The sequence below is a fragment of the Nereida sp. MMG025 genome, from assembly GCF_021654165.1.
GTDB lineage: Bacteria > Pseudomonadota > Alphaproteobacteria > Rhodobacterales > Rhodobacteraceae > Nereida.
The window spans coordinates 65487-77808 of sequence record NZ_JAKFZN010000006.1; the positions used below are offsets into that span (position 1 = coordinate 65487).

Sequence of the window (12322 nt, forward strand, 5' to 3'; positions counted from 1 at the left end):
GCGGATGCGGGACGAGGTGGTCATCTACGGCAAGCATCCCGCATTTGGCGATTTTCTTGCCCATGGTCTGGAGCATGAGGTTTTTACGCGTTTCGATGCGTGGCTTGAGGGGGTGCTTCCTGCGCTCAAGGCGGAGTTGGCCGACAATTGGGAAGCGGCCTGGGCCGCGGCGCCGCCTCTGAATTTCTGGATTGGTCCAGACATTGTGGGCGTTCCGTTGCTTGGCGTGTTCCTTCCCTCACAAGACAAAGTGGGGCGTAGGTTCCCCTTGATGATTGGTGTGTCTGGGATCGTCGCTCCGCCGCCGTTACATCCCCAGTTCGACCACGCGCCGTTTCGTCATATTGCTGCACATTTAGCCCAGTTCGAAGTGCCAAAGGGTGGAACGCGGGGCGCGGCGACCTTGCTTGATGGTCTTGATCTGCCCGAGATCGCAGGCGTTCTGTTCGAGCCGGGACAAGACGGCGTGATCTGGGGGCATCGTGAAGATGGTGATTTGAGCCGTTTGTTCACGGATGCTTTGGGGGCCGATGCGCAAAAGGCGCAACTGGGTCGAAGCCATTGGTGGCACGAACAACTGCCTAACAGACATGCAGGATGGTTGGCTGTGAATGGCTTGCCCGATTTAACAGCGATGCGATGGCTTTTGACCGAGCGCGGCCATGATGAGGAAGGACAAAATAATGAGTGACCCGAGTGAACCTCGTTTTGTTTTTGAGACAGCGACCCTTACGGATGTAGGGTGTGTGCGAAAAGTAAACGAGGACAGCTTGCTCGCGGCGCCTGAAAGCGGTCTTTGGCTTGTTGCGGACGGGATGGGCGGTCATGCGGCGGGCGATTTTGCCAGTCAATCTATTGTCGCAGCGATGCAAACAGTGGGGATCCCAAATGGTGCGATTGATCTGCGCGCCCGCTTTATGGATCGCCTGATCCACGCAAACGAACAAATTTTAGAGCATGCTTCGGATCTGGGAAATGGTACCATTGGTTCGACTGTGGCCGCTCTTTTGGTCCAGCAGGGTCATTTTGCAACGATCTGGTCGGGGGATAGCCGCGTTTATCGCTTGCGTGGGGGCGTGTTGGGTCAGATGACACGAGACCATACAGAGGTGCGCGCTTTGCTTGATGCAGGCACCATCACGGCTGCCGAGGCCGAGGCCTGGCCACGCAAAAACGTGATTACCCGCGCTATTGGCGTGACCGCGAAACCCGAGTGCGACATCCATGAAGGCGTGCTGCAAGATAAAGATTTGTTCCTGATTTGCTCGGATGGATTGACCGAGTATTTCCATGACGACGAGCTTGAGCGCGTGATGGTGCGCTTTGCAGCGGATCTGAACGCGCTCTGCGCGCAATTGGTTGCCACCGCGCTTGAACGGGGCGGCAAAGACAACGTTTCGATCGTTGCGGTCCGGTGCAACCAAGTGCCATTGCCAGAATTTCAGGCCTCCGGGGTCTATCCAGAATTTGGGGGTTACTTGTGAGCGATAGCGACCGCACTACCCCTCCTAAACCAGAGAACGCGGCGCAGGATGACCTGGATGATCGCACGTTGATTATGCCGTTGCCTGGCCAAGATGATGCGCCTGCGCAAGGTGAGGATGTGGACGAAGATCGCACAATTCTGGCGTTTGATCCCCCTAAAACCGCGCCAGAGTCTCAGACGGAATCCCAAGACCCCGATCGCACGATCATTGCACCGATGCCTGTGTCGGCCACGCCCGAAGGTGAGGCGGAAATAGAGGCGGAGGCTGATGGCCAGCAGCTTGAAGAGGAGGGATCCACCTATCGGCCGTTTTCGGATGTCGTGCCGCAAGAGGAACGCGAAGCGACCGAGGCGGAAGACGCGACGATCTTGGCAATGGGCGCGTTGGATACCTCCGAGGTCAGTGACGAGACGGCGAGTTTGGAAGAACCAACGGCCCTTGCCTCGACCGTTGCTCCGATAGCGACAAGCGCGCCCATGCCGATGCGCACGCTTGAGCAAGGATCGGTCATTAATAACATGTATCGCGTCGAAGAACGGCTGGATCAGGGGGGCATGGGGCGCGTGTTTCGCGGCACCGAGATCGGCACCGGCGAAAGTGTTGCGATTAAGATCATCCTGCCCGAGATGGCAGAGGATTTGCGCGTCGCGCAGATGTTCCGCCGCGAAGCCAGAACGCTACGCCAGCTGCATCATGACGCGATTGTCCGTTATTTTGCCTATGTACCGCCTGATGAGTTCATGGACATGCACGCTCTGGTTATGGGCTTTATTGAGGGGAAAAAGCTATCTGATAAACTCAAGGCCGAGGGGCCTATGGTCAAAGATGACGTTTGCCAGCTGTTTATACGGTTGGCGGACGGGTTGGCCCAGGCACATAAGATTGGTGTCGTGCATCGGGACTTATCACCAGACAATGTAATGTTGCCAGAAAATGACATCAACAAAGCGGTGTTGATTGATTTTGGTATTTCTCGCTCTTCCAAAATCAAAGACGTAACGATTGGAAACGAATTTGCAGGCAAGCTAAAATACGTATCCCCCGAGCAACTTGGGGCCTATGGCGGCGAAGCAGATGCGCCGAGTGATGTGTATTCCTTCGGGCTTTTGATGTGCGCGTGCTTGATGGGCAAAGCCCTTCCTATGGGCGATAGTATCGTTGAAGCGGTTCAAAAGCGGCAGGGCGTGCCTGATTTGACGGAAGTGCCGCCCTCGTTCCAAGGGTTGCTGTATGAAATGCTTCAGCCTGATCCAGCACAACGTATGCAAACGATGGAAAGCGTGATCGACGGTCTTAAGTCAATTTCGGGCGATGGGGATATGGACCGTTCTTTCGGCCCTGTTACGGTTGCCCCAAGCCGAACCGTGCCTGGTTTGCAGGCGGCGCCCTCAGCACAGCAAACAACATTTATGACCTCTCCGCCGCCTTTGGCAGAGGGACAGGCAGATGCGGCACTTGCACCCGCGAAAGGCAGCGTGGGCTTGATTGCTGTTCTGGCGGTCTGTGCCTGTGTTGCCGCGGGTGCGGGGTATTACTATTTTGCTAATGCTGGTAGTGGAGACGTGGCAGGGACCCAAGAGGCGGATGACCCGCTTGCTCGTGTGCCAGACACCTTGGAGACCTATCTGGCCGAAAGCGTGGAAAGCGAATGTGCCTTTGCAACGTTGCGCGCGCAGGGGGCTTTGGCAGGACGACTGACTGCTATTTCAAATGGTCCGCAAATTGGCGGCTCACTTGTTGGCAACTGGCCCACGGCCTTTGGTGCGGCGCCTGACGTGGCCCAATTTGAGGTTTCTGATGCGCAATGCGCAGCGGTAGAGTTTGCGCATATGTTCCAAGGCACCCGCGGTGCTTCCATCGAAATTTCAGTCGATCAGGCCACGGTCACGCGCGCCGAAGGTGTGGTGGGGAAAATAACGGGCAGCGCGGAACGGCAAAACTGGCTAGGGTTGGTGGCCCCGAACGGGCGCGTCTTTTCGCTGATGAGCCAGCTTCAGGCCGCGATTGGGACTCAGCGCCAGTTTGCTTTCCGCCTTCCATCCGCACAGCCCGGGACCTATGTGTTGATCGCCACGGCCTCGGACGATGCTTTGGTTCGGGCGGGTGCGATGCAAGATGGTACCGCCGCCGCAGATATTTTTCCGCTGATGGCGCGTGAACTGGGTGCTGATGGAAACGGAGCGCTGTCCATCAGTGTTCTGGAGATCACGCCCTAGCAATTAATCGACGGTGAAAGAGGCCACCCCAAACACGGTTTGGCGCAGGTCGTTTTCGGTGAGATTTGAGAATACGTCTTGAGCGGACTGCCCAATTTGGTTGGCAAGGTTCACCGGCGCATCAGGCGAGCCCAGAACCACAAGAAGTTGGCGCGTTTCGCGGCTTTCGCCCGCGCGGGCAACGGGGGCTTGCACCACCACATCCCCATCATCGATTTGGGTAAAGCGGGATAAATCCTGAACCACGCCATTGTCATCAATTAGCAGAACATTGAGGAACAATCCGCCAGCGCCCAAGATACGGGTCTGCAAGGTGTCACCTGTGCGCAAGGACGTATCTTCAATAGCAAGACCGATACGACTGGCAGGATAATCAGCGGTCAGGCCGATGGCATCTAACACCGCGCATTGCCGTGTATCGACGGCTTCGCGCGTCTGGGCAGGCGCAGAGTTGAGCCCGTTTGTGATACTTTGGGCATATTGATCAAGGGTCGCGATGTCAGCGCCAATCAACGACAAACCAACTTCGGCATCACTCAGGCGGCGCGGAAGAGCAAGCGCACATTGGGGTGCATCAACGGCGCGGATATTTTGGATAAGTGCACTTAGTTGAAGCGATGCAGGGGAGGGGTTTGCGATAACCCCGTCGCTCCCCACAACGTCAACACCCAGAGTAGGCTCCTCGGTTGGTTCGGGCGTTATGACTTCGGGCTCAGGTGCCGCGGTAGTTGACCCTGACGGTTCGTCCGGCAGGATCACGGCAGCCAGATCGGTTTCCTGAGGTTCTTCGATTTCATCGGGGACAAGCACAACGTCGGGGGCGATCACATTGGCCACAGGCGCGGAAGGGGCCACGGGTTCGGCCAGCGGCGAATACACATCATTGTCCAATGGGCTGAGATCATCGATGGACAACTCGTCTGGATTGATCGCTTGCAGCACCGTGTCTTCGACAGCGGGCTCTGGCTCGGTCAAGGGTTCAAGCGGTTCGGTCATTTCGACAGGTTCGGGCGTTTCGAGACCTTCGGGTTCGAGGGCCGCAAATTGTTCGTCGGGCACGACTTCGGCGTCATCTTCTTGCGGTATGAGCGTATCGGCCAGCTCATCGAAGGTCTCTGTCGGCGCATCGTCGGGCTGAAGGGCGACCGCGTCCGGCGGGATCAGCGGGTCGTCCGTGACAGGGTCCAATTCGATCATATCAACGTCCAGAATTTCCAACGTGATCTCAAATTCGGGTTCGCGAACATCAATTTCCGAAACTTCGGGCAAAAACGCGATGGAGGAGGACAACACTCCAAAAATCGCGGCCCCATGTAGAACCGACGAGCCGCCAAACGACGTGAGCCATGTGGATGGGCCTTGGGGTGCATAAGGTAGAAAGCTCATTGAACCTCCTCCTTGCGATGCACGCTGACCAATCGGACTTCAACGGCGACAAGCGCCTCTTCTGCAAGCAGCGCAAAGAGGTCTGATGCGTTTGCCTCTTTGTCTGCCAATATGTGTAGCCGTGGATCATCGACCAAAGCCTCGGCCAAGGTGCCGCGCTCTATTTGTTCGCCGTTCAGCGATAGGGTTCCGTCGACTGCGATGGTCAGCAGCGGTTTTGGCAACAGATCAAGAGGAAGCTCAGAGGTCTCAGGCAAGGTCACAGTTACCGTGGTCGAGTTGGACAGCGAACCCGTTGTGAGGAAGAAGAAGATCAGCAACAAAACAATGTTCACAATAGCAAGTGAGCTGTCCATCTGCTGGCGTGGACGGGGAGGGGAAAACTTGCGGCGGATCATTGAGCCGATCCTTGCGCAATTTGGACAGCCGCTACATCTGCGCTTTCGAGCGCTTCGAGAGCCGAGGTGACATCTTGTACCCGCGCGGCATCGCCGATGACGATTACAACGCGTCCCGGGTCGGCTTGCGTCCCGATCGCCTCGGCCAGCGACGGGAGCTGGTTGATATCGAAGGTCTGCCCGTTCGTGGTGACTTCGGCGTTGCCAAGCTCCCAAATCGTGGTGTTATCCACGACCGCCTGAGAGGCTTCTGGCGCAGCGCTTTCGTCAACGGGCCCACTTTCAGCGGCCGTCTCGGTTTCTTCTGCGTCGGGTGTTGTTTTGAGGGTGACCAACGAATAGGGCGTCAGGCTTGTCGAGAGCATGAAGAAAATCAGTAGCTGAAACATCGCATCGGCAAGTGGGGTCAGCACAAACCGGTACCGCCGCGGACGTTCTGGTAAAGGGGAAACGGAGGAGCCCATCCAGTGTTGGCCTTACTTCGCGTTCGAACCAGGATCAACGCGGCCGTAAATGGCGGCGGACATTACAGCCTCCATCATGTTGCGTTCGCGGTCGATACGGCTTTCAAACCACGTGGCAACAAAAAAGGCGACAAGGGCAATAGCGAGGCCCGCAGCGGTGGTTGTCAGCGCCACATAGATACCCGAGGCCAGAGCTGTGGGGTCCACGGCGCCGTCCGTTGCTGCAAGTACCGAGAAGGCATCAATCATGCCGATGACAGTTCCCAATAGTCCAAGCATTGGCGCGGCTTGCACAACCATATCCAAAGAGCGCATCCGCTCGCTGAGCGATGCCAATTCGACAATGGCAGTTTGTCGGCTGAGTTCTTCTGCATAGCTTGGATCATTCGGGCGCGCTTGAATCCCCGAAAACACCGCCTGCAAAACGCGGCCCAAGACAGAGCGGCGTTGGCTTGCGGCCCGAATGGCCTCTTCTACGCGCCCGTTAAGCCAATCATCAAGAATGCTCTCGGCTTCTTTGCGTCCGCCGACCCCCAAACGCATGAATTGGGTGAATTTGAACAGGCCGATTGCTACGGCAAACAGCGACAAAAACCCGAGTAGAACGTAGATGACGTAGGAACTGAGTTGGAAAATCGTGAATGTCATGGAGTTTTTATCTATTCTTTGAACGGGTGAAATGAGTTTTGGTTAAAGGCCGAACCCGATGTCCGTGCGCGTGCTGACGGACAGATCTTTCAGGCAAAGAGATGTATCGGTGTCTACCATACCTTCAATAGAACATTCGGACACATCATTAATGATGATTTCAGAAACTTCGGCACATTGATAGGGGAGATTATATTGAACGATCCGCCGTTTCTGGGCTGGCAAAGCCCCAAGTGGTAGTGCCAACAGGGTTTTGAACACCCCTTGTGCGTCCAGAACCGCCAACCGCCATGTCACGGCATTGATATCTGCGTCCAAGCCATTCCGCGTAAAGAAAACAACCTGACAGGATCCGCTATCCGCATCCGTCGCACGATTGAGCTCTAACGAAATTCGACGATCATTGTCCTGTGCGGAAGCGGCATTGACGATGGATCCGATGATGACAAATGAAGCAAGAATAGAATGTTTCATATAAAAATAATCTCCCGTAGCGTGCCGTGTCAGTAGGGGCAGGTGCTAAGGGTAAGTCAAGCCACGAATGTAGACAGATCTGGGATGGCTTAGCGGAAAACGCCGATCAAATAGTCGCTTTGGAATTCCGAATTCGTTGCCTGTGCACGCATCTTGCGCGAGACGACATGGTTTCCGTTCCTGATTTTTGTTTTGGGCGCAATCGATTGAGTTGGATCAGCGACTGATGGTTCAAACGCAATCTGAGGAGCGAGAATTTTGACCGACTTTGTTGAAATCACAGCGTCTGGCGCTTTAACTTTCGGCGCGACAGGACGAACGACAGATTTCACATCTTGTTTCGCCACCTGCTTGGGCGCGACATTTGCTTCTTTTGGGGTTTCGATCACCTTAACTGGTGCAAGCGTGGTAATGACCGGTTCGGTCGGCTCTACCCGTGCAGGAATCACCTCGGGTTCAGCAGCCATGCTGGATACATAGGAAGGGATCACGAATTCGGACCCTGACAATTGGCTCGAAGAACCCAAATGAGCATGGTATGTTTGGCGATCGCTTGCGTCGTGCGCCAAAGACAGCGCCACGCCACCGACGGCTGGCGCGGTGAGCAATGAACACGTTATGATCAAAGTACGAAGCATGATGGGTGTTATCTAACACAACTATCGTTAAATTACATCCCATAGGTTTAGGATATTTTGCCTAAAGTGGTGAAATTTGCAACATTACCATGACGCAAGGGGCAAGTTTAGTGAGGCTGATTGAAAAACCCACTTCATTTAGTGGGGGGGAATTGTGGCGAAAACCGAGCATCGTTGCCTTTGCGCTGGTTTCATGGATGAATGCCGCTCCGGCCTATGCCAATTTCCAGTTTTGCAACCAGACCTTGGACGTCGCCAATGTGGCTATCGGGACTTATAAAGGAACCGATTGGGAAACATCGGGGTGGTGGACAGTTGGACCTAACCAGTGTGCAAACGTCATCCAAGATATTTTGCCATCGCGGTATATATACGTTTTTGCGCGGGATGTTTTTAACCGACCTCTTTTGGAAGGGACGACAGGCATGTGTATCGACCCGGATGAATTTCGTATTTTGGGAAGAGGTGATTGCCTCTTGCGTGGACATCTGGCGGCGCAATTCTTTGAAGTCGACACGCGGCGGTCAGAACGCTGGACCTTTTTTCTTCGTGCTCCTGTTGAATAACTTGCCAGTGCTCTGGTTGGCACGGTATCCTTTAGGCTATTCAAGGAGGTTTTGCAGTTGAACAGCGTCGCACGCACAGCAATTTTGGGAACGATCGGGTGGCTTGGCACCGCTTCTTTCGTCTTGGGGCAGTCTTTTTCTGCGGCGGCTATTTCGATTGTGATTGGCAATGGCCCGGACGGTGACAATACGGTTTTGTCAGCTTATCAAAGACCGTCAGCCGCAGCGCCGCCCCAAATCGTGACGCAAAACACTGATCAATCTGCGATTGTTACACCGGTCGGCATGCCTGACCCTTCCATTATCGTTGGGCGTATTGAACCCGGGGAAGAGGATCGCTTTGGCCTGACGATACTTTTGCCGCAGACAGTTGCGCAATATGCCTTTCCCTATGACAATTTGGAACAACGCGTGGCAATGCGCGAAAATGATCCAGAGTTGTTTTCCAAGCTGATTAACGGGGGGCATCTGGATCCACCTGCCAACCTTTTGAATGCGGCTTTGCAGACTGAGCTTAAGCGCATGAATTGCTATCGTTCTGGCATTGATGGCGCTTGGGGTCCGGGATCACGCCGATCAATAGGAGAGTATTTTGATCGCAGATCAGGGGAAACTTGGCCAACGCAGCAACCAAGCATGGAGCTGTTTCGCACAATTATCCTGAACGAAGACGTCGCTTGCCCAACGCCTGTCGCGGCACCTGTTGCGCAAAGGCCTGCCGCAACGACAACAAAACGCACCACGACAACGAAACGCGCGTCTGCGCCCAAACCGAAACCAAAAAGGGCCGCTCCAAAACCTAAGCCAGCGGAAAAACCAAAAATCACAGTTGGTGGGGGGATCGGGGTATTTCGGTAACCACGATTTGGCCGGTCATCCGTTATCATGTCAAAAATAGAAATCGACCCAAGATTTGCAGGTTCAGGGCGCATTGCCCGTAGACGGCGTAGGTTTCGACTGCTGCGCAACGGACTGCTTGGGGTCGCTTTTATTGGCGTGCTTGGATGGGGAGTTGCGCCTGTTTTTATGAGTCGCGATGATCTGACTGCTGAGAATGGTGTCGTCGAAGGCGATGAACTTCAGATGGTGGAAGCCGAATTTGAAGGATCTGAACAAGGGCTTGTCCTCGCCACGGCCGCATCGGAGGCCTTTTTGGACATTCGCGGCGAGCCAATGATCATTGTGCTGCCTGAGGAAGTCGGCACTGGAAAACGGCGCATAGTCCTAAATGATCAACTTCACCCGCAACGTGGTCGAAAGGGTGACACGGTTGTTGTGATAGAAGATCAATTATTTGATGCAACACAGCGTGTTCAGATTACGCTTCCGTCCTCCAGTTCAGATTTGGCCGCATTTCAAAGGCGGCGCGGCACAGCTCTTGTGCAGGCAGAAAATGATGGATCACAATCCATGCCAGAGGTCGCGGAGGCGGGAGTCCAACTGACTTTTGATGACAATGAGGGCAGTTGGGGTGAGGTTGTCGATGTCGAGCAAGGAGATCAGGAGGATTTAGTGGTGTCATTCATTCAAACCTCCATCGAAAACACAATCACTGAGGCACCCAGTATTGCCGTCAACAAACGATCCGAAATCTTTCAGGATTCGGTCATTCGTGTAGACGCGCCCCAAAGCCTGAGAGATCTTTTGCAGCAAGAGGGTTTGACGTCGAGCGAACTCGACCTGGTTGAGCGCTTTTTGCGCAGATCTGCAGACGTGACGGGAAACACCCCACAAAGCGTTGAAACCGTCCCTGAAGGTGGTTTGATTGCGGTGCGTTTGGCGCGTTCACGCGTGGGAGCACAATTACTACATATGTCTCTCTATTCAGCGGATCGTTACATTTTTACTGTGGCGCAGCCGGCGCCTGGCCGTTTTGAGCTTAGTGCTGATCCTTGGTTTGAAAAAAATCTGTTGAGGAAAGCTGACATCGCCGAGAGAAATTTGGGATCGAATGGCAAGGTCAAATTGAAAGACGCCATTTACGCAACTGCTTTGCGCAATGGCATGTCTTCTGAACTGGTCGGCGAACTTATGGTAATGCTGGCGCGAGTCGAGGACTTGGATCGTATTGCCGAAGAGGAAGACCGCATCCTATTGGTTCTGCGAGAAGACGCTCAATCGGTGGCCCCTGCAGGGCGTATTCTTTTTGTCGAATTGAAGAATGGGGACAAAGAGCGGAAATGTTATGTGGTGCGGCCCCGCGAAAAGGATGCGCCTTACGGGTGTTTTGAAGCCGCAGCGGCGGTGGCAGGACCGTCGGCAGGCCAGCTTGGTCAGGGATTTCTGATCCCCGTGTCTGGCGTGAAGACATCGGGCTTTGGCCCGCGCCACCATCCAATTCTTAAGCGCACCGTCAACCATAACGGAGTAGATTGGGCGGCACCTACTGGCACACCCATTCAAGCGGTCGCTGATGGGCGGGTCAGCCGGGCCAATTTTTCAGGTTCGTACGGAAACATCATTTATATTGACCACCCGAACGGCGCCCATAGTCGCTATGCACATATGAAGGCCTTTGCGGAAGGTGTGCGCCTGGGATCCACAGTCAAGGCGGGCGACGTTATTGGTTATGTTGGAACGACCGGGCGGTCAACGGGCCCCCATTTACACTTTGAGTTGCATCTTAATGGGCGTCCCGTTGACCCGTTCTCAATTAGATCAGCGGCCAAGGCATCTGGTGCCGTTGAAGCGTTGGTGAACCAAATTATCCGTGTGGAAAGTGCAGGGGATGCGCGGGCAAAGAACAGCCGATCATCTGCGACGGGATTGGGGCAATTTATTGAAAGTACATGGTTACGGATGATGCGCACATATCGCCCCGACCTAACGGCGCGTTTGAACCGTAAGCAACTGCTGGATCTGCGGTTTGATCCCGAGCTTTCGCGCGCAATGGTCACGAATCTTGCGCGTGAAAATGAAGCATTCCTGCGAGCGAGAGGGCACCAGGTCACACCAGGTCGTTTGTATTTGGCGCACTTTTTGGGACCGTCAGGGGCGCATGTGGCGTTGCGTTCAGACCCGAACAAAAGTGTGCTAGAGGTCATGGGAGCTGGCGTTGTGGGAGCCAATCCGTTTTTGAAGGGCAGATCTGTTGGCTGGATGACAAATTGGTCTGATCGCAAAATGGCGCGCGTTGGTCGTGGCAACACCTCCGTTACGGTGCGAAATGCCCCAACGGTTTCTCGCCCCGCCGTTATTCCTGCGGAAGTGAAACGATATCAGGCAGGAATTGACGGTTTGCTGAAGACGCTTTAGCGCGCTGTTTTTTCCACGTTTGTGACGGTGAAGCCATCACCTTGGGGTTCAAGCGTATAGATCCAAACGTCCTTTCGTTCTTCTTGCAGCATTTCTGCTTCGATAGAATTTGACGACAAAAGTTTGATGCTGCTGATCCCGCCACCAAAGCTGTCATAGTTCTCTTTCAAATGCGCGGTGACTGTTTCAATCATACAAATGGATTTTTCGACTTCGTTCATGGTGCAACTCCGGTTTTGCGACATGGCGGTCGCTGGATTGGCAAGGGTGGCGGCGCACAATGTGAGAGCGCAAAGAAAATGTCTTGGTGTCATGAGCGGGTCGGAACCTTTGTCATGGGAAAGCTGGCGAATTCTGCGGGCCAGTAATCCAAGGAAAATCCGATTTTCAAAGGATCGATTTCACTTCGGTGGGCTTTGGCCACCCGCTCATGCAGCTTGGATCTGGAAAAATGATCCATGGCATCTTTCCATGGTTTTGCGTTGGATTTGCGAACCTTCATACCTCGGCCCATGACAGAGTTCTTTTCGAAGTCAGTCACACCGTAGCAGGGCGCTTTGTTTGTGTCCCCGGTGGAAGGGCAGTTCTTGGACCCGATCGCGACATGCCCCAATCCAAGCAAATGCCCGATTTCGTGCACGCTGGCTTTTTGCATGATCTTGTTATTCTTGCTGTCTCGTCCTTTGGAAACGGCGTCGATATCGCCACTGTCATATAAACGCGAATGAGAGCCAAAGAAGGTTTCAGACTTTCCAAGTCGGACAACTTCGATGTTGTGATGATTGCTGGC

13 protein-coding genes and 1 pseudogene are annotated in these 12322 nt (G+C 54.3%); 6 read left to right on the forward strand and 8 right to left on the reverse strand.

What is annotated here, in order from left to right; genetic code table 11:
• The first annotated feature begins 4 nt into the window (after nucleotides 1–4).
• The 3 genes from tagF to L1065_RS13445 are packed head-to-tail and all read left to right on the forward strand — an operon-like array spanning nucleotide 5 to nucleotide 3703.
• The gene (gene tagF / locus L1065_RS13435; protein ID WP_237096019.1) at nucleotides 5–691 is read left to right on the forward strand and encodes a type VI secretion system-associated protein TagF; all 687 of its coding nucleotides are present in this window, start codon (nucleotides 5–7) and stop codon (nucleotides 689–691) included.
• Nucleotides 684–1484: a PP2C family serine/threonine-protein phosphatase gene (locus L1065_RS13440; RefSeq protein WP_237096020.1), complete on the forward strand. Its 801-nt coding sequence runs from the start codon at nucleotides 684–686 to the stop codon at nucleotides 1482–1484. Before tagF ends, L1065_RS13440 begins: the two co-directional genes overlap by 8 nt.
• Complete coding sequence (locus L1065_RS13445; protein ID WP_237096021.1) at nucleotides 1481–3703, forward strand: protein kinase; 2223 nt, start codon at nucleotides 1481–1483, stop codon at nucleotides 3701–3703. The genes L1065_RS13440 and L1065_RS13445 overlap by 4 nt, the downstream gene beginning before the upstream one ends.
• Before the next feature lie 3 nt (nucleotides 3704–3706).
• Here L1065_RS13445 and L1065_RS13450 read toward each other — a convergent pair whose 3' ends face one another.
• The 6 genes from L1065_RS13450 to L1065_RS13475 all read right to left on the reverse strand — a co-directional run bounded on the left by L1065_RS13450 (nucleotide 3707) and on the right by L1065_RS13475 (nucleotide 7711).
• Nucleotides 3707–5089 carry a hypothetical protein gene (locus tag L1065_RS13450; RefSeq protein WP_237096022.1) on the reverse strand — a complete coding sequence of 461 codons (1383 nt, stop codon included), beginning with the start codon at nucleotides 5087–5089 and terminating at the stop codon, nucleotides 3707–3709.
• A complete protein-coding gene (locus L1065_RS13455) occupies nucleotides 5086–5487 on the reverse strand; it encodes a biopolymer transporter ExbD (RefSeq protein WP_237096023.1) in 402 nt (133 codons plus the stop codon). The genes L1065_RS13450 and L1065_RS13455 overlap by 4 nt, the downstream gene beginning before the upstream one ends.
• Nucleotides 5484–5951 (reverse strand): biopolymer transporter ExbD, encoded by a 468-nt coding sequence (locus L1065_RS13460; RefSeq protein WP_255766517.1) that lies wholly within the window; start codon nucleotides 5949–5951, stop codon nucleotides 5484–5486. Before L1065_RS13460 ends, L1065_RS13455 begins: the two co-directional genes overlap by 4 nt.
• A gap of 12 nt (nucleotides 5952–5963) precedes the next feature.
• Nucleotides 5964–6599, reverse strand: coding sequence for a MotA/TolQ/ExbB proton channel family protein (locus L1065_RS13465; RefSeq protein ID WP_237096025.1), 636 nt, complete (start codon nucleotides 6597–6599; stop codon nucleotides 5964–5966).
• Between the two features lie 42 nt (nucleotides 6600–6641).
• Nucleotides 6642–7073, reverse strand: a complete 432-nt coding sequence (locus tag L1065_RS13470) for a hypothetical protein (protein WP_237096026.1) — start codon at nucleotides 7071–7073, stop codon at nucleotides 6642–6644.
• Between the two features lie 89 nt (nucleotides 7074–7162).
• Complete coding sequence (locus tag L1065_RS13475; RefSeq protein WP_237096027.1) at nucleotides 7163–7711, reverse strand: hypothetical protein; 549 nt, start codon at nucleotides 7709–7711, stop codon at nucleotides 7163–7165.
• A gap of 110 nt (nucleotides 7712–7821) precedes the next feature.
• On the opposite strand from L1065_RS13475, the gene L1065_RS13480 reads away from it, so the two are divergent.
• From L1065_RS13480 to L1065_RS13490, 3 genes are all read left to right on the forward strand, one after another.
• Nucleotides 7822–8277, forward strand: coding sequence for a DUF1036 domain-containing protein (locus L1065_RS13480; RefSeq protein ID WP_237096028.1), 456 nt, complete (start codon nucleotides 7822–7824; stop codon nucleotides 8275–8277).
• A 57-nt stretch (nucleotides 8278–8334) separates the two neighbouring features.
• The gene (locus tag L1065_RS13485; RefSeq protein WP_237096029.1) at nucleotides 8335–9135 is read left to right on the forward strand and encodes a hypothetical protein; all 801 of its coding nucleotides are present in this window, start codon (nucleotides 8335–8337) and stop codon (nucleotides 9133–9135) included.
• 315 nt (nucleotides 9136–9450) lie between these two features.
• Nucleotides 9451–11532, forward strand: a complete 2082-nt coding sequence (locus tag L1065_RS13490) for a peptidoglycan DD-metalloendopeptidase family protein (RefSeq protein ID WP_237096030.1) — start codon at nucleotides 9451–9453, stop codon at nucleotides 11530–11532.
• Here the strand turns inward: L1065_RS13490 and L1065_RS13495 are convergent.
• Both L1065_RS13495 and L1065_RS13500 read right to left on the reverse strand, forming a co-directional pair.
• On the reverse strand, nucleotides 11529–11753 hold the full coding sequence (locus tag L1065_RS13495) for a hypothetical protein (RefSeq protein ID WP_237096031.1): 225 nt from the start codon (nucleotides 11751–11753) through the stop codon (nucleotides 11529–11531). The genes L1065_RS13490 and L1065_RS13495 overlap by 4 nt on opposite strands.
• 89 nt (nucleotides 11754–11842) lie before the next feature.
• Nucleotides 11843–12322 (reverse strand): annotated as a pseudogene (locus L1065_RS13500) (hypothetical protein); the annotation flags it as partial.

Bases quoted from the DNA above. Each gene is read 5' to 3' on its own strand.
- L1065_RS13450 (WP_237096022.1), bottom strand. From the start codon at position 5,089: ATGAGCTTTCTACCTTATGCACCCCAAGGCCCATCCACATGGCTCACG.
- L1065_RS13470 (WP_237096026.1), bottom strand. From the start codon at position 7,073: ATGAAACATTCTATTCTTGCTTCATTTGTCATCATCGGATCCATCGTC.
- L1065_RS13460 (WP_255766517.1), bottom strand. From the start codon at position 5,951: ATGGGCTCCTCCGTTTCCCCTTTACCAGAACGTCCGCGGCGGTACCGG.
- tagF (WP_237096019.1), top strand. From the start codon at position 5: ATGCGGGACGAGGTGGTCATCTACGGCAAGCATCCCGCATTTGGCGAT.
- L1065_RS13490 (WP_237096030.1), top strand. From the start codon at position 9,451: ATGATCATTGTGCTGCCTGAGGAAGTCGGCACTGGAAAACGGCGCATA.
- L1065_RS13495 (WP_237096031.1), bottom strand. From the start codon at position 11,753: ATGAACGAAGTCGAAAAATCCATTTGTATGATTGAAACAGTCACCGCG.
- L1065_RS13465 (WP_237096025.1), bottom strand. From the start codon at position 6,599: ATGACATTCACGATTTTCCAACTCAGTTCCTACGTCATCTACGTTCTA.
- L1065_RS13475 (WP_237096027.1), bottom strand. From the start codon at position 7,711: ATGCTTCGTACTTTGATCATAACGTGTTCATTGCTCACCGCGCCAGCC.
- L1065_RS13440 (WP_237096020.1), top strand. From the start codon at position 684: ATGAGTGACCCGAGTGAACCTCGTTTTGTTTTTGAGACAGCGACCCTT.
- L1065_RS13455 (WP_237096023.1), bottom strand. From the start codon at position 5,487: ATGATCCGCCGCAAGTTTTCCCCTCCCCGTCCACGCCAGCAGATGGAC.